Annotated in this window: 16 protein-coding genes and 1 riboswitch; of the genes, 9 read left to right on the forward strand and 7 right to left on the reverse strand. The window is 42.9% G+C overall.

Translation table 11 applies throughout. The features are described 5' to 3' along the window. The first annotated feature begins 1 nt into the window (after window position 1). The 5 genes from GVT53_RS09080 to purB all read left to right on the forward strand — a co-directional run bounded on the left by GVT53_RS09080 (window position 2) and on the right by purB (window position 3,944). Window positions 2-451 carry a MarR family winged helix-turn-helix transcriptional regulator gene (locus GVT53_RS09080; RefSeq protein ID WP_166248354.1) on the forward strand — a complete coding sequence of 150 codons (450 nt, stop codon included), beginning with the start codon at window positions 2-4 and terminating at the stop codon, window positions 449-451. A gap of 70 nt (window positions 452-521) precedes the next feature. Further along, window positions 522-1,268, forward strand: coding sequence for a DJ-1/PfpI family protein (locus GVT53_RS09085; RefSeq protein WP_166248355.1), 747 nt, complete (start codon window positions 522-524; stop codon window positions 1,266-1,268). A 21-nt stretch (window positions 1,269-1,289) separates the two neighbouring features. Beyond that, the gene (locus tag GVT53_RS09090; protein WP_166248356.1) at window positions 1,290-1,985 is read left to right on the forward strand and encodes an SIR2 family NAD-dependent protein deacylase; all 696 of its coding nucleotides are present in this window, start codon (window positions 1,290-1,292) and stop codon (window positions 1,983-1,985) included. Further along, complete coding sequence (locus GVT53_RS09095) at window positions 1,982-2,554, forward strand: hypothetical protein (protein ID WP_166248357.1); 573 nt, start codon at window positions 1,982-1,984, stop codon at window positions 2,552-2,554. Before GVT53_RS09090 ends, GVT53_RS09095 begins: the two co-directional genes overlap by 4 nt. Before the next feature lie 46 nt (window positions 2,555-2,600). Next, a complete protein-coding gene (purB, locus tag GVT53_RS09100; protein WP_166248358.1) occupies window positions 2,601-3,944 on the forward strand; it encodes an adenylosuccinate lyase in 1,344 nt (447 codons plus the stop codon). A 57-nt stretch (window positions 3,945-4,001) separates the two neighbouring features. On the opposite strand, the gene GVT53_RS09105 is transcribed toward purB, so the two are convergent. The 6 genes from GVT53_RS09105 to GVT53_RS09130 form a co-directional block, all read right to left on the reverse strand. Next, the gene (locus tag GVT53_RS09105; RefSeq protein WP_166248359.1) at window positions 4,002-4,829 is read right to left on the reverse strand and encodes a DUF1963 domain-containing protein; all 828 of its coding nucleotides are present in this window, start codon (window positions 4,827-4,829) and stop codon (window positions 4,002-4,004) included. Between the two features lie 387 nt (window positions 4,830-5,216). Continuing rightward, window positions 5,217-6,032 (reverse strand): mechanosensitive ion channel family protein, encoded by an 816-nt coding sequence (locus tag GVT53_RS09110; RefSeq protein ID WP_166248360.1) that lies wholly within the window; start codon window positions 6,030-6,032, stop codon window positions 5,217-5,219. Window positions 6,033-6,157: 125 nt separating this feature from the next. Further along, on the reverse strand, window positions 6,158-6,697 hold the full coding sequence (locus tag GVT53_RS09115) for a DUF4252 domain-containing protein (RefSeq protein WP_166248361.1): 540 nt from the start codon (window positions 6,695-6,697) through the stop codon (window positions 6,158-6,160). A gap of 113 nt (window positions 6,698-6,810) precedes the next feature. After that, the gene (locus GVT53_RS09120; RefSeq protein ID WP_166248362.1) at window positions 6,811-7,350 is read right to left on the reverse strand and encodes a DUF4252 domain-containing protein; all 540 of its coding nucleotides are present in this window, start codon (window positions 7,348-7,350) and stop codon (window positions 6,811-6,813) included. A 13-nt stretch (window positions 7,351-7,363) separates the two neighbouring features. Then, window positions 7,364-7,798, reverse strand: a complete 435-nt coding sequence (locus GVT53_RS09125) for a hypothetical protein (RefSeq protein WP_166248363.1) — start codon at window positions 7,796-7,798, stop codon at window positions 7,364-7,366. Beyond that, window positions 7,785-8,294, reverse strand: a complete 510-nt coding sequence (locus tag GVT53_RS09130) for an RNA polymerase sigma factor (RefSeq protein WP_166248364.1) — start codon at window positions 8,292-8,294, stop codon at window positions 7,785-7,787. Before GVT53_RS09130 ends, GVT53_RS09125 begins: the two co-directional genes overlap by 14 nt. 212 nt (window positions 8,295-8,506) lie before the next feature. Here GVT53_RS09130 and GVT53_RS09135 point away from each other — a divergent pair, with 212 nt between their 5' ends. After that, the gene (locus GVT53_RS09135) at window positions 8,507-10,000 is read left to right on the forward strand and encodes a S41 family peptidase (RefSeq protein WP_166248365.1); all 1,494 of its coding nucleotides are present in this window, start codon (window positions 8,507-8,509) and stop codon (window positions 9,998-10,000) included. 32 nt (window positions 10,001-10,032) lie between these two features. Here the strand turns inward: GVT53_RS09135 and GVT53_RS09140 are convergent, their stop codons facing one another. After that, window positions 10,033-11,895, reverse strand: coding sequence for a TonB-dependent receptor plug domain-containing protein (locus GVT53_RS09140; protein ID WP_166248366.1), 1,863 nt, complete (start codon window positions 11,893-11,895; stop codon window positions 10,033-10,035). A gap of 69 nt (window positions 11,896-11,964) precedes the next feature. After that, window positions 11,965-12,198: riboswitch (cobalamin riboswitch) on the reverse strand. 55 nt (window positions 12,199-12,253) lie between these two features. Here GVT53_RS09140 and GVT53_RS09145 point away from each other — a divergent pair. From GVT53_RS09145 to GVT53_RS09155, 3 genes are read left to right on the forward strand one after another with little or no spacing between them, the layout of a single operon-like run. Beyond that, window positions 12,254-13,405, forward strand: coding sequence for an ABC transporter substrate-binding protein (locus tag GVT53_RS09145; protein ID WP_166248367.1), 1,152 nt, complete (start codon window positions 12,254-12,256; stop codon window positions 13,403-13,405). Continuing rightward, window positions 13,406-14,437 (forward strand): FecCD family ABC transporter permease, encoded by a 1,032-nt coding sequence (locus GVT53_RS09150; protein ID WP_166248368.1) that lies wholly within the window; start codon window positions 13,406-13,408, stop codon window positions 14,435-14,437. After that, entirely contained in the window at window positions 14,437-15,216 is a 780-nt protein-coding gene (locus tag GVT53_RS09155; protein ID WP_166248369.1) for an ABC transporter ATP-binding protein, read from the forward strand. The genes GVT53_RS09150 and GVT53_RS09155 overlap by 1 nt, the downstream gene beginning before the upstream one ends. Window positions 15,217-15,267 lie beyond the last annotated feature (51 nt).

The following is a 15,267-nucleotide window of genomic DNA, read 5'->3' on the forward strand; positions in this document are numbered from 1 at the left end:
TATGAATGCCCCCGAACTTTATTTGGAGAACCAACTTTGTTTTCCATTGTACGCCGCATCTCGGCTGACCACAAAAATTTATGGCCCCTACCTTGAGGAATTAGGGATTACCTATCCACAATACCTGGTACTGCTGATTCTATGGCAGCATAACGACCAAAGCGTAAAAAAAATTGGCCAACAGCTGTATTTGGAATCCAACACACTTACCCCCTTGCTAAAACGACTGGAGCAAAAGCAACTCATTGAACGCAACCGCTCCACAACAGATGAGCGCACGGTTATGATCTCATTGACAAAAGCAGGAAAAGTACTGAAGAAAAAGGCCAAACAAGTTCCCGAAAAAATCATAGCCTCCTTTGGGGATGACACCATTTCCGAAAAAGAAATCGTCACCTTCCAGAAAACTTTGTTTAAATTATTGGAGGTGCTCAATGCCAAGACTTCTTAAACCTGTTTAATTTTTTCCAGACTTTTGATGGGTACATTTGTATTGGATAATAATTAAATAACAATGTTTTATGAGAACCTCCTTTGTGCTATTTTTTGCCCTTTTAGTGTTTAGCTGCAACACAAAACAGTCCACAGATTCCAAGAAAGAAGCAATTGTGGAAACCCAATCCCCATCCGATACGTTGACCAAACATTTAAAACCGTTTAAACAAGACCTGCCCACCATCGGGCTTTTAATGTACAACGGGGTGCTCCAAAGCGAAGTGGTAGCTACTTCCGACGTTTTCGCAAAACCATCGGCCGATGGAGAACAACTCTTCAACGTTATCACCATAGCCGAGACAGAAAACCCAATAACCACCGAGGAGGGCATGCATTTTGTTCCCGATTATACCTTTGATGATTGCCCTAAATTGACCGCTTTGTTCGTTCCCAGCGCTTATGATATGTATGCACAGGTGCACAATGAAAAAATAGTGGAATTCATCAAAAAGAAAAACAACGAAACCGAATATACGGTGAGCAACTGTGCCGGGGCACACCTCATTGGCGCGTCTGGAATTGCGGACGGAAAGAAAATCGTAACTTGGATAGGCGGTGGCAAACAACTTCAAAAGGATTACCCCAACTTAAAAGTTCAGGACGATAGTTTGGTAACCTTTGTGAAAGATGGAAAATTTTACTCGTCCAACGGCAACTTGGCAAGCTATATATCCGCATTGAACCTTTTGGAAACCATGACAAGCAAAGAGCATCGCACATTTGTGGAAAGCTATTTATATTTGGACCGTCTCCAAAACTGGAAAGAAGACTAGTTTTGAATAAAAACCAAGAATATGTCCAAACCAAAAATCGTAGTACTTACCGGAGCTGGAATGAGCGCCGAAAGCGGCCTCAAAACCTTTCGTGACGAAAATGGACTTTGGGAAGGACACGATGTTATGGAAGTCGCATCGCCGCAAGGATTTGCCCGCAACCCAGAGTTGGTGCTTGAGTTTTACAACCAACGAAGAAGGCAATTATTGGAGGTTTCCCCAAACAAAGGCCATGTGGCACTGGCAGAACTGGAACAAGATTTTGATGTGAGCATTGTTACCCAAAATGTGGACAATCTTCACGAACAGGCCGGGAGCTCCCATGTAGTGCACCTGCACGGGGAATTGTTCAAAGTTCGAAGCACAGTGGATGAAAACCATGTTCTGGATTGGAAAAAAGATTTGGTTTTGGGGAATTTGGACGATAATGGCCATCAGTTGCGACCACATATAGTGTGGTTCGGCGAAATGGTTCCAATGCTTGAAACTGCAGCGGAAATTACCCAAACAGCGGAAATATTGATCATTGTCGGCACTTCCATGCAGGTGTATCCAGCGGCAAGTCTGATTCATTATGCACCCAAACAAACACCTATTTACTTTATTGATCCCAAACCCAATATCCGGTCCACCGATTTTGACAACCTTACCATCATCCCCAAAACCGCTGCAATCGGTATTACAGAATTGGCCGATCAACTTAAACATCGCAGATGAACCGTGAGGAACTTCATATTGCGCTTAATTCAGGAAGAATATCCAAATCTCAAATTGATGGATTGGTCAAGGAGTTGCAAGCAGCTCCACAACTGGCACAAACCCTCTATAATGAAGTTTTACTCGAAGACAAAAAAGGGACCTTCAACGCGAGTTGGACCTTCGACCATTTAATGCGCAAGGAACTGCCCTATATCCTTCCCTTTATTGATGATTTTGTGGATGGTTTATCGGATTTAAAGTCCGAATCCTGCATTCGTCCCATCGCCCACGTTTGCGAAATGGTCAGCGAACGCTATTTCAAGAAAAAAGATCCCGTTTTCGTCCAAAATATTTCGGACAAACAGTTGAACAAAATGGTGACCTCTTGTTTTGATTGGCTCATTGGCCCCATGAACGTTGCACCAAAGGTATTCGCCATGACAAGTCTTTATTATCTTGGGCTAAAGTTTGGTTGGGTGCATTCCGAACTCAAACTGGTTTTGGAGGACAGCTACGCCTCGGGAACCACAGGATACAGGAACCGGGCAAAAAAAACTCTGGATAAGTTGGCCAAATTGGGTGTCTAAACCGCGGCGTTTAAGTATCTTTGACCCTTTCAAAATTTTCTGGACCATGTCGCTGACACAACTAAACGCCATTTCGCCAATTGACGGTAGATATAGAAACAAAACCAAAGCCTTAAAAGACTATTTTTCGGAAGAGGCCCTGATCAAATACCGTGTTCAGGTAGAGATCGAGTATTTTATCGCACTTTGTGAAATTCCTTTGCCGCAACTGGCCGATTTCAATACAGCGCTGTTTCCTGAATTGCAGAAAATCTATCAAGAGTTTTCTACGGAAGATGCACAGGCCATCAAGGATATTGAAAAAACCACCAACCACGATGTAAAGGCGGTTGAATACTTTATCAAGCAAAAGTTTGATGCCCTGAACCTTCAAAAATACAAGGAGTTTATCCACTTTGGGTTGACTTCCCAAGACATCAACAACACGGCCATTCCACTATCCATCAAGGAAGCCATGAACGATGTTTACGTACCCTCCTATTTGGAGGTTTTTGAAAAATTGAAGGAGCTGGCCAAGGAATGGGAAAACATCCCAATGTTGGCCCGAACGCACGGTCAACCTGCCTCCCCTACCCGTTTGGGCAAGGAAATCGATGTTTTTGTGGAACGGTTCAAAGAGCAGTTCAATTTATTGAACGATATACCGAGCGCTGCCAAGTTTGGTGGTGCCACCGGAAACTACAACGCTCACAAAGTTGCCTATCCAACAATTGATTGGAGGGCTTTCGGCAAACAATTTGTTCAGGAAAAACTGGGGTTGCACCACTCTTTCCCAACCACCCAAATTGAGCATTACGACCATATGGCCGCTTTGTTCGATTGTCTAAAACGAATCAATACTATTTTGATTGATCTGGATAGGGACATTTGGACCTACATATCCATGGATTATTTCAAACAGAAAATAAAAAAGGGGGAAGTAGGCTCTTCGGCCATGCCGCACAAGGTAAACCCCATTGATTTTGAGAATTCTGAAGGGAATTTAGGTTTGGCCAATGCGGTTTTTGAACATTTATCGGCGAAATTGCCCATCTCTAGATTACAACGCGACCTTACGGACAGCACTGTTTTACGAAATGTCGGGGTGCCGTTCGCGCATACCCTTGTTGGGTTTCAATCGACCTTGAAAGGTTTGAACAAGTTGGTATTGAACCAATCCAAGTTCGAAGAGGATTTGGAAAATAATTGGGCCGTGGTTGCCGAGGCCATCCAGACCATTTTGCGAAGGGAAGGCTATCCGAACCCGTACGAAGCTCTAAAAGGATTGACGCGTACCAACGAAAAAATCAACCAAAAATCAATTGCAGATTTTATTGAGACCTTGAACGTTTCAGATGATATTAAAACTGAGTTGAAACAAATTACCCCGGCGAATTACACTGGGGTTTAGTTTGGCTCCATAAAAGCGAATTGTATTGACTCTCCCGTTAGGTTTATTTTCCAAAACCTAGGTTCCTTGAAAACATAAAGCAAATTGTTGTTTGTGTTTGGAACAATAAAATATATATGAAGTCCAGCAATCCCCCCAATTATATTTTACAATTTGGGTAGGTGAAATTTGCAATAATAGCTCCATTGGGGATTCACAAATGGTACAACTAGGTGTCTCATCTGGCCCGTTGCACCAATATGGATAACCCCCAAGCATAACTCCTTTATTTCTCAAATGTGGGTTTTGCTTAAAGCCAACCAGGGTACCGGCAGCTTTTTCAATATTGTCCACCTTGTCCCAATATTCCCCTGTAACTCTATTTGTCTCAGGGTCAATCAATTTGTTCATGTCGCTCCAAATAACGGGTATGTACAATTCAAACCCTACAAAATCCGGAAAACTATCTTCCAAAATCGACTCCACCTGCTGCTCTTTGATCAGTAGTTCTTTAGGGTCACCGTAATCCGGTAAAGGGATTAAAAAGGCATCTTCGGTCTTTAATGTTTCATATGCAAAGATTTTCCAACCTAATGCCGTTTCCGTTTCATCATTAAACGATACCGATGTTCGAGATAGCGCAGTATTACATGAGTGGCAATAAAAAAAAGAAAAAAAATGGAATGGAGAAGCGTGTAAATATGAAGAGGAATGGACTTGTCCAATAAATGTCATAGGCCATTCACATGCTTTACAAATTGGCCATTCCATTCCAACTTTTCCAGCAGGTTGACCACCAAAACGGGTAGCCAATATATCCTTGGACCAACCTTCTTGGTCCTTAGCAATCAATTTCGTCCGCTTTTTAATTAAATGATGGTATTTATTTAAAAAGTTCCCTGCCATCCATAATCTAGATTTATTTCCTAGCGGCAATTTACGCAGACCTTCCAGTAAAATTTATTTCAGTCTCAAATTGGCTGAAATTAACTTATGAAGAGGTAATGACTTGCAACTATAGAACTTAATTTATCTACGCTATTATTTTAGTGAAAAAGATGCCTCTAAGCTGGCAGGCAATGGTGAAGTTAGAATTTTATACAATAAAATCCAACTAAAGCCTTTAGGTCAAGGAATACTCAGTTTTTTTATGGGCTTACACCAATTCAACCAAAAATCAATTGCAGATTTTATTGAGACCTTGAACGTTTCAGATGATATTAAAACTGAGTTGAAACAAATTACCCCGGCGAATTACACTGGGGTTTAATATCTTAAGGGAAGCGGAGATAATCAACCTCCTTTTTGCACCTGTACGCGATGCGGGTAAGGAATTTCAATACCTGCTTCGTCAAGAGCGACTTTACTGTTTTCATAGGTAGCAAAATAAACATCCCAATAATCTTCCGGTTTGCAGAAGGGACGTACGGCAAAATTCACGGAGCTGTCCGCCAGTTCCAAAACATTTACGGAGGGTGCAGGATCTTCGAGCACTTTATCGTTCGAGGTCAACACCTTTAACAGTACTTCTTTGGTTTTTTTGATATCCTCGTCATATCCTACCCCTATAACGGTATCGACCCTAACTTTTCCTTCCGCGGTATAATTGATGATGTTTCCATTGGCCATGGCACCGTTGGGAACAATGGCCAGTCTATTTTGAGGGGTAACCAATTTTGTGGTGAATATTTCGATGCCCTTTACCCTGCCCAAAACATCTTGTGCCTCGATAAGGTCGCCGATTTTGTACGGCTTAAAAATCATGATGAGCACTCCTCCCGCAAAATTGGAGAGCGAACCTTGCAGCGCCAAACCTACCGCGAGACCCGCAGCAGCTATGACCGCGGCAAAAGTGGTAACATCCACCCCCAGTCTGGAAATTACTATGATTATCAAGAACACTTTTAACGCCCAAGAAAACAGGTTCAGTAAAAATTTCTGCAGGGATTGGTCGTACTTGCTTTTGGACATCACCTTTCGGGTACCCTTGATTATTTTATTTACCACCCACATTCCCACCAAATAAATGATGAGGGCGGTAACCAGTTTGGGGCCAAATTCTTTTGCCAATTCAATTGCGTAATCGAACCATTCTTGTGCTTTTTCCATAGGGGTTGGTTTTGTTAGTGTTCTTATTATGAGACACTAAGATACTAAACAAGGTCACGTTTTATGCAATAATAAAAAAGGGCGACATTTGTCGCCCTTGTAAAACTTTCTTGTTACCGTTGGTTTCAGCCTTTTAGAAAATCCCCTATTTCACCAAGTCCTTCCCCTTTGTAATCGGATTTTTGAATGGCCTGCATTAATTGGATAATATGCGCCGGGTTCATGTTTTTTCCCAATACGCGTACCAAGGCAAAGCCTTTGTCGTCGCTATCCCCATAAATAATGACCTCATCTATGGCATCCTCATCGCCCAAGTATTTAATGACGCCCTTGCCATATTTTGAATTGATTTTCATCAATTCCACAAAGTCATCCCCTTTCAGGATTTCACGTACTTTTTTCTTCTCCATTTCGTATTCCACTTCGTTCTCTGCATTTTTCTTGAATGCCAACAGATTGAACTTACGAAGCGATTCGATGGCTTCCTTTTGCGTCGGGTTCAGTTCCTCCTCGTTCAATTTGAGGATGCTCGCCGGAACATCTATGGACAAAAAGTTGGGATTCTCCGAATTGTCCACATAATATTCCTGTAGACTTGGCTGCGATGCGCATGAAGCTAAGAGTACCGCTCCGGCCACCAACATGGTTTTAATAATATGTTTCATCTTTTCTATGTTTTTGATTGATTCCGTAACCTAAAAATCGGTTGACAATAATTAGTTGGCTTTAATTGTGCTTTGTTACAATCACCGACCCACTATTGTCAACCGTGGTATGATTAATTCTTCTTCCCTGCTTCGTTGAGCTCTTCGGGCAAGTTCATTTTTTTGGTCAACGAACCGATTTTGTTCAGGTCGATATCCCCGGTAAGGGACAGGATGACCGTTTCGAACTTTCTGCCGTTCGCCTCAACATCTCCCATACCTGTCACGAACATAAGCAGTTCGCTAACGTGGTCGGCATCCCTGCCTTCTTTAATGTAGAACTTGACATTGGCATCTTTGTCCTTAACCCGCATCAATTCCTCCATTTTGGAAGACCTAAGATAGCTGTCCACAGAAGACTTCATGTTCTCTCCTATTTTCTTGTCCTCGGTAGTGAAGACCTTCAGGCTTTTCAGGCTACTTGCAATATCCATAAAATCCTGTGCTTCGGGGTCATCGACCTCCACATCGATTTTTGCCAGCAGGTTGAACATACTTTTGTTCACCACTACGGATGTAACTTCATCCAAATCCTCAAATTGGTCAAAAAGGGATTGTGAAAAACCTGCCAAGGGCAACAATGCCATTACTGTGATTAAAATATACTTCTTCATCTTGTTTCGTTTTTTAATTGTTGTTGTAAATTTTCTCTTTCGCTTCTTCGAACTCTTTTAAGTAGGCCACCTTTTCTGTTCCGCGGCTAAAATTTTCTGCTAAGAGTTCAAAAGCCTTTTTGGTTTCTTGGTAAGCGTATTCCGCTTTTTGTTCCTCCAAACGCTTTGTTTCTTGGTACTGATTACCAAAATAAATACCGAAGGTCAAAACTACTGCCGCTGCAACGGATAGCCACTTGTAATAGTTTACTCTAGGTTTTAATGGTACCTGCTTGGTGTACTTTTCTTCCTTCGCCATGGAGAAGTAGTTGAACATAGGTTTGTACTGCTCCAAGTGAGGTGCGACCTCATCTTGTGAAAAATACGCCCTAAGTGTTCTTTCCTCGTCCACTGTTGCAGTGGCCTCGAAATACTTCTCCAATATTTTTTCTATGTTACCCAATTCCATAGCTGTGTTTTTTTATTAATTCGTCCCTAACTGTTTTTCTCGCCCTCGACAGTGCTACGCGCACTGCTGTGGGTTTCATGTCCAAGAGTTCGCATATCTCGTCGAACTCGTATTGCTCTACATCCCGTAGCTGCAATATCATTTTTTGTTGTTCTGGCAGTTCCTCCATAATCCGTTCCATCCAACTTATGCTGTCCTCGGCCTCCAATTGTTTCTGTAGGGAGGTGTTCTCATCGCTGTAGTTACTATGGACCAATTTTAGGTTTCCTGCTTGCTTGGACTTTAAACGGTCCAAACAAAAGTTTTTGGTCATCGTCATGGCAAAGGCCTCTACATTTTTGTACTTTGACATGGACTCGTTCTTTGACCAAAGCTTCAACAAAATTTCCTGAGTGGCGTCTTCCGCTTCTTCCCTGGAAACCAACAGTCGCTTTGCGAGCCTGTACAGTTTGTCCTGAAAGGGCAATACCACATTTAAAAATTCTGTTTGTTTCATTTGGTTGTCTTAGTTGTTTTGTGCCGTTAATATCGACTTACACTATCCAGACGATACATATCGAAAATTGTTACAAAAAATTTGCTATCTGCCTATATAAGCCTATTTTGCAAAGGAAATTTGCATGGTTTACCATGTAATTTTACTCAATCCAACCTACACCTCTGATAAATTTGGAACAAAATTTGAGTAAATTCATTAAAAATTAAGCTATGAAAAAGTATTATTTCCTGTTTTTAGGATTGTCCTTGTTGCTGGCATCCTGTAGCAATGACGACAATGGCATTGAACCCGGTCCAAACCCTAACCCAGACCCAACAGCAGATGTGGCTGCCCAAAATTTTATGTGGAGGGCCATGAACCTGTGGTATTTTTGGCAAGCTGATGTACCTGACCTTGCTGATGACAGGTTCACCACCAATGCCGAATACACCGCATTTTTAGAATCTTATCCCGATCCGGAAAATTTTTATTACAGTATTTGTAACAACCATAGGGAAATAGTGGGTTCAAATGCCGCTATTGACCGTTTCAGCTCTGAGAATGATAACTATAAAGATTTAGTGAACAGTCTTTCGGGCATATCCCAAAGTAATGGCTTGGAGTTTGGATTGGGCACAATTGGGGACACCAACGATGTTTTTGGGTTTGTACAATACGTTTGGCCCGATTCCGATGCTGCTACCAAGGATATATCCAGAGGAGAATTTTTCACAAGAGTGGATGGCGTGCAGCTCACCGTAAGCAATTATATTGAACTGTTATATGGCGATAATAGCACTTACACACTTGGAATGGCTACCGTATCAAACAATACCATTTCCGATAGTGCAAAAGAGGTAACCCTGACCAAAGTAGAAAACCAAGTGGAAGACCCTATTTTGATCGCAGAAACCCTGGACGTAAACGGCACTAAGGTTGCCTATTTGATGTACAACCGTTTTTTGAGCAGTTTTAATGAAGATTTGAATGATGCTTTTGCAAAATTTAAGGCCGAGGGTGCTACAGAATTGGTTTTGGATGTCCGCTACAATCCGGGCGGAAGTGTAAACACCTCTCGCCTCTTGGCAAGCATGATTTATGGTGCCAATACCAGCGATGTTTACATTAAACAACGATGGAACGATAAGATTCAAGCTGAGTTTTCCGAAGAAGATCTTACGGATTATTTTGCAAATACTACTGGAGAATCAGCTATCAATTCACTTAATTTGAACAGAGTATTTGTGCTCGCAACAAATGGTTCCGCTTCCGCAAGCGAGCTTGTTATGAACGGTCTTGCCCCGTACATGGATGTTATTCATATTGGGGAAGTTACCAGTGGAAAAAATGAATTTTCAATTACTTTGGTCGACGACCCTGGCAATTCCTTTATCTATAACAGTGATCGAGAAGGCAATATCAATTCACAAAATAGCTGGGGATTGCAGCCTTTAGTGGGCAGAAACGAAAATGCGGATGGATTTTCCGATTATACCAGCGGTCTGGTTCCAGATATTGCCCTAAGCGAAGATTTGACCAACCTTGGTGTTTTGGGGGATGTAAACGAACCTCTCTTGGCCCGCGCCCTTCAAGAAATAACCGGGGTTTCCGCAAAAACGGACTTTACCGTGAAAATGCCCGCAGCATATTTTGATAGTTCACGACTGCACACTCCGGTCAAAGACAATATGTATCTGGAAAACCCATTACAATTGAACAAGTAATAAAAAAGCGGCCGATCGGCCGCTTTTCTTTTTTAAAGGTTTAGGTTGAGACCAACCCTAAAGTTTCGTCCTCGGGTAGTGAAGCCAAGCAATTCCCTATAATCTTCATTCAACAAGTTGTCCGCATTCACGAACACATTGAGTTTGTTCTTGATCAGCTCGTGCCTGATGGAAAAGTTCAACAAGGAAAATGGTTCCAAAGCGATATCCGAAAAGGTATTGAAATCGGTATCAAAACGTTCCCCGGTGTAGGCATAATCCAACGATGCATTGGTGCTTTCACAAAACTGATACCACAAAGAAACATTGGCCTTGTGTTTTGGAATACGGATGGCATTGTCCCCTTTCCGTTCCGTAAAGGTATAATTGGCGTTGACACTAAAATTACTCAAGGGCAACCACGTAGCCTCTACCTCTACCCCATTGGCATCGATTTCATCCGCCACATTGATGCTCATAAAATTGGCATCGTATCCAATGGCATTGGTTTCATTTCTATCAAAATAAACCGTGCTGATTCTGAACGTATGGTCCAGTTTAAATTCAATACCACCTTCAATGGTCGAATTTTCTTCCGGCTCCAACTCGGGATTTCCGCCAAAAGCACCGAACAATTGCGTTAAATTAGGGGTAATGTACGATGTGGCATACGACCCCATCAATTTTATATATCCATTTTCCGTATCAAACACATAGGATGGGTTCACATTGTACACAAAATGATTTCCGTATTCGGAGTGAGTGTTCAATCGTGCACCGGCATTCAAGTTCAGGCCAAAGTCCGAAACATAGACCACATTCGCATAAGGGTCGACGATGGTAAAATCAACTTCATCAGCGAATATTGCTTCATCCTTTATATAGTTCACCCCTAAAACAGTGTGGAATTGCTCACCAAAAACATATTTGTTATAGACATCCAATACCCAATTGCTTCCCTCGGTAATGCTTTCACCAAAGGTATCGTTGGCCACAGACTCATAATCGGTAAACGCCGTGTTCAAGTGTATAGAACCTTTGCCATAGCTCAATTCGGAGGAAAGACCAACACGCTGCTGCTCGTTCTCGCCCAAATTTGGAGCTTCGGCCATCGAGGCATCGTATTCATTCTTAAACTTTGTTTGGTTTCCATAAACCTGAACTCCAAAACTTTCCGAAAACTGACAGCCCAGCTTTACATTGGTGCTAAAGTGGGAAAAAATATCCTCTTCGTTTTCGGGAGTCACCGCTGCCGACAATCCACTTTTATATCTGTTGGAAAAATCGACCCCATAATTGAACTTGCCCAAAGTCCCGTTCACATTGGCGTAATTCTGAATACTTCCAAGATTGTAATTTTGGTCATCCGCCGTTTGATTGGTTCCTACACTCGTTTCAAAATTACCGGCAATCTTCTTTTGCGAGCTTTTTTTTGTAGTGATGTTGATCACCGCCGTAACCGCATTGGTACCGTACAAAGTACTTGCCGCTCCTTTAATGATTTCTATGGATTCGATGGTGTTGGGCGAAAGCAAACGAAGGTCGTACTCGGCAGAAAATGTTGATGGGTCCTGCACACGGACACCATCAATAATGATCAAGACCTGACGCCCACGACCACCACGGGCATACACCCCAAGCACGTCGCCGTCACGGCCGCGACTACCGGCAATCTCGATACCACTTTTGGTATTGATGATTTCCGCAACCGTCCTGCCTTGGTTGCGCTGCATTTCCTCGGCAGTGATTTTGATTACTGTTTTTCCTGAGTTTTCTCTTTTCAATTCAAATTTTGAATCGCTTACGACAACCTCGTCCAGTTGCTGCACTTTAAGTGAATCTTGCGGTACATTTTGCGCAAAAATGCCCTTCCCCGCCAATAGGGCGGTAATTAACCATAAATGATTTTTTTTCATTTCGTTTAATTGAATAAACGGGAGAATAGTATGATACCCATACGTAAACCTTTATCCCGAAAGTTTAACATTGTTTGTTTGAATCTGGCAGGTCTCCTGGCTTGTGTTTTGCCCCCTACCTTCCCACCCATTGGGCAGTGGCTTTGAAGAAGAGACAATCGCCTACTACGTACTGATGCTCAAAAAACATCAGTGCCGATTCGGCACATACATTTACAGTTGCGGGAACAGCTCCGGTTTTGCACCGGATTCCCTTTTAATCCCACGGAAACATCCGTGCGAACCAAAATTCGAGGCCAAAGCTAATCAAACTGTTTAATCTTTTCCCGTAAAACTTAAATAATCTTACTTTTGGTGTATGGCAACAAAACAAAGGTCAATTCTATTCCTGAGCTTCCTTTTGGTGGGTTTGATGGGATGCAAACATGCAGAAAAAAAGCAACCTGTTCAGAAAAATGACACAGTTTCGAACATTGCACATGCAACGGGTTTCACGGTGCAACATGAGGGTGACATTACGGTTATAGAAGTATCCAACGCGTGGCCGGGAGCGGACAATTATAAATACGCCTTGGTGCCAAAAGAAAAACTGGCCGCCATGTCTTTTCCCAGAGATGCTTATGATGCCATCATTGGAACACCTGTAGAAAAAGTAGTGCTTACCTCCACAACCCATATTGAACCCATTAAACAATTGGGGGAACTCCCTACCGTGGTCGGATTCCCCAATACGGATTACATCTCCTCCCCAGAAGCTAGAAAACTCGTGAACAGCGGACAAATCCAAGATTTGGGGATGAACGATAAGCTCAATACGGAAATGGTGCTTGCCTTGAATCCACAACTGATTGTCGGGTTCAGCATCAATAATGAAAACAAGGCCTACGATATTATTGAAAAATCAGGAACGCCAGTAGTCTACAATGGCGACTGGGTGGAGCACACACCTTTGGGAAAAGCGGAATGGATAAAATTCTTCGCTCCTTTCTTTCAAAAAGAAGCCTTGGGCGACAGTATTTTTGCATCGGTTGAATCATCATACAAAAAAGCCAAAGAGATTGCCCAAAAAGCAAAGACCAAACCAACGGTTTTAACCGGCGGATTGTACAAAGATGTCTGGTACGTGGCCGGTGGGAATAGTTGGATGGCCAAATTTTTGCAGGATGCCAATGCCGATTATATTTGGTCCGATACTGATGAAACCGGAAGCATAGGACTCAGTTTGGAGTCGGTCCTGGAAAAAGCCCAAGATGCTGAATATTGGTTCAATCCATCAGCAGTGACCACTTACTCCGAATTGGCCGAGGCCAATACGCACCATCAACAGTTTGATGCATTTAAAACCAAACACGTCTATTCCAACGCCATTGACAAAGGTGAAACCGGAGGGCTTATTTTTTATGAGTTGGCCCCTCACCGCCCCGATGTGGTGTTGAGGGACCTCATCAAAATATTGCATCCGGAATTATTGCCGGAACACGAACTGCAATTCATAAAACCATTGCCATAAATGCAGGGGCCGCGAACATATCGGTTCTCCTTTTTGCTAATGCTTTTGGCCTTGTTGTGCGCTTGGCTCCTAAATGTGAGTTCGGGGTCGGTGAACATCCCTTTCGCGGATATGTTGTCCACCCTGTTCGGAGAAAACCCGAAAATCACTTCGTGGGAATACATTATCTGGGATTATAGGATACCCAAGGCATTTACCTCTATTGTGGTCGGGGCCGGACTTTCCTTGAGCGGACTTTTAATGCAAACCCTGTTCAGGAACCCCTTGGCCGGCCCGTTTGTATTGGGAATCAGTTCGGGGGCCAGTTTGGGAGCCGCTTTACTTTTGATGGGTATCACTTTATTGACAGGATATGGCGCATTTACCTTTCTGGGCGATGTTTCCTTGGCCATTGCCGCAAGTATCGGTAGTTTTTTGGTCCTTTTGATTGTAATGATAGTTGCCCAAAGGGTGAAGGATACCATGGCGCTGTTGATCATAGGGCTGATGTTCGGGAGCATTACCTCGGCCATTGTTAGCGTTCTGGCCTATTTTTCCACAGCAGAAAACCTGCAACGTTTCATTTTTTGGTCCTTCGGAAGTGTGGGCAATCTATCTGTGAACCAACTGCTTTTGTTGGGGGGCATTGTCGCACTAGGTGTTTTACTGAGTATTATCTCCATAAAATCGTTGAACGCCTTTCTTTTGGGAGAAAACTACGCGCAAAGTCTTGGTGTTTCCTTGAAAAAATCCAGATTGACCGTCATTGTCGCGACAGGATTATTGGCAGGTGGTATCACTGCATTTGCAGGTCCCATTGCGTTTGTGGGATTGGCCGTGCCGCATCTTACCCGTCAAATTTTCAATACGATGGAACACAAAGTATTGATTCCTGCCGTAATGCTTTACGGCGCCATTTTAATGCTGCTGTGCGATACTTTGGCGCAATTGCCCAATTCCGCCAGCGTATTGCCCATAAACGCCGTTACATCTTTAGTGGGGGCTCCTGTGGTCATCTGGCTCTTGGTTCGTAAACGTAAAATGATGTTTTGATGGAAAAAACGGAAAAAAACATATTGTCAATTTCTGATTTATCCATCGGGTATGACTCCAAAACAGTCGCTGAGCGTATCAATTTTGATTTGGAAACTGGAATGCTATGCGGGGTTGTGGGCATCAACGGCATCGGAAAATCAACTTTGTTGCGCACTTTGGGGGGATTTCAGCCTAAACTTGATGGAAACATTCGGTTGAAAGGCCAAAGTCTGGAAAAATACACCTCCTCCGACCTTTCCAAGGAACTCAGCGTGGTATTGACGGAGCAGCCTGCTTCCAAAAACCTGACCGTACAGGAATTGATTGCCTTGGGGCGACAACCCTACACCAATTGGTTGGGCACCTTGACGAAAGAAGACAAGCAACAGATCCAAACTAGTTTGAAAGCTTTTTTGTTGAGCGAACTTCGCAACAATAAGTGCCACGAGCTTAGTGATGGTCAGCTGCAACGGGTGCTGGTGGCACGGGCGATGGCACAGGACACTTCCTTGATTTTGTTGGATGAGCCCACCACGCATTTGGATTTGTACCACAAAGTGCAGATTTTCAAAATGCTTCAAGCATTGGCCCACGACAAACAGAAAACCATCCTGTTCACTACCCACGAAATCGAATTGGCCATTCAGTTATGCGACCGCATATTGATTTTGGATGGAAAAGGCAATCCCTTCGGAGACCCTTGCCAACTTATCGAACAAAAACATTTTGACCGTTTGTTTCCTTCGGAAATGGTTCAGTTTGATGCTAAAACGGGTTCGTTTAAGATTTCAAAATAGAGATTGCAGATAGTTATATCTAGAAAGTTCGTTTTAGCAAGAACTGTAAAT

Source organism: Flagellimonas oceani (assembly GCF_011068285.1).
GTDB classification, from domain to species: Bacteria; Bacteroidota; Bacteroidia; order Flavobacteriales; family Flavobacteriaceae; genus Flagellimonas; species Flagellimonas oceani.

Excerpts from the sequence above, each read along its gene's own strand:
- GVT53_RS09135 (WP_166248365.1), top strand. The coding sequence starts at position 8,507 with ATGAAAAAGTATTATTTCCTGTTTTTAGGATTGTCCTTGTTGCTGGCA.
- GVT53_RS09085 (WP_166248355.1), top strand. The coding sequence starts at position 522 with ATGAGAACCTCCTTTGTGCTATTTTTTGCCCTTTTAGTGTTTAGCTGC.
- GVT53_RS09145 (WP_166248367.1), top strand. The coding sequence starts at position 12,254 with ATGGCAACAAAACAAAGGTCAATTCTATTCCTGAGCTTCCTTTTGGTG.
- GVT53_RS09095 (WP_166248357.1), top strand. The coding sequence starts at position 1,982 with ATGAACCGTGAGGAACTTCATATTGCGCTTAATTCAGGAAGAATATCC.
- GVT53_RS09120 (WP_166248362.1), bottom strand. The coding sequence starts at position 7,350 with ATGAAGAAGTATATTTTAATCACAGTAATGGCATTGTTGCCCTTGGCA.
- GVT53_RS09110 (WP_166248360.1), bottom strand. The coding sequence starts at position 6,032 with ATGGAAAAAGCACAAGAATGGTTCGATTACGCAATTGAATTGGCAAAA.
- GVT53_RS09080 (WP_166248354.1), top strand. The coding sequence starts at position 2 with ATGAATGCCCCCGAACTTTATTTGGAGAACCAACTTTGTTTTCCATTG.
- GVT53_RS09105 (WP_166248359.1), bottom strand. The coding sequence starts at position 4,829 with ATGGCAGGGAACTTTTTAAATAAATACCATCATTTAATTAAAAAGCGG.
- GVT53_RS09150 (WP_166248368.1), top strand. The coding sequence starts at position 13,406 with ATGCAGGGGCCGCGAACATATCGGTTCTCCTTTTTGCTAATGCTTTTG.
- GVT53_RS09155 (WP_166248369.1), top strand. The coding sequence starts at position 14,437 with ATGGAAAAAACGGAAAAAAACATATTGTCAATTTCTGATTTATCCATC.
- GVT53_RS09125 (WP_166248363.1), bottom strand. The coding sequence starts at position 7,798 with ATGGAATTGGGTAACATAGAAAAAATATTGGAGAAGTATTTCGAGGCC.
- GVT53_RS09115 (WP_166248361.1), bottom strand. The coding sequence starts at position 6,697 with ATGAAACATATTATTAAAACCATGTTGGTGGCCGGAGCGGTACTCTTA.
- purB (WP_166248358.1), top strand. The coding sequence starts at position 2,601 with ATGTCGCTGACACAACTAAACGCCATTTCGCCAATTGACGGTAGATAT.
- GVT53_RS09140 (WP_166248366.1), bottom strand. The coding sequence starts at position 11,895 with ATGAAAAAAAATCATTTATGGTTAATTACCGCCCTATTGGCGGGGAAG.
- GVT53_RS09090 (WP_166248356.1), top strand. The coding sequence starts at position 1,290 with ATGTCCAAACCAAAAATCGTAGTACTTACCGGAGCTGGAATGAGCGCC.
- GVT53_RS09130 (WP_166248364.1), bottom strand. The coding sequence starts at position 8,294 with ATGAAACAAACAGAATTTTTAAATGTGGTATTGCCCTTTCAGGACAAA.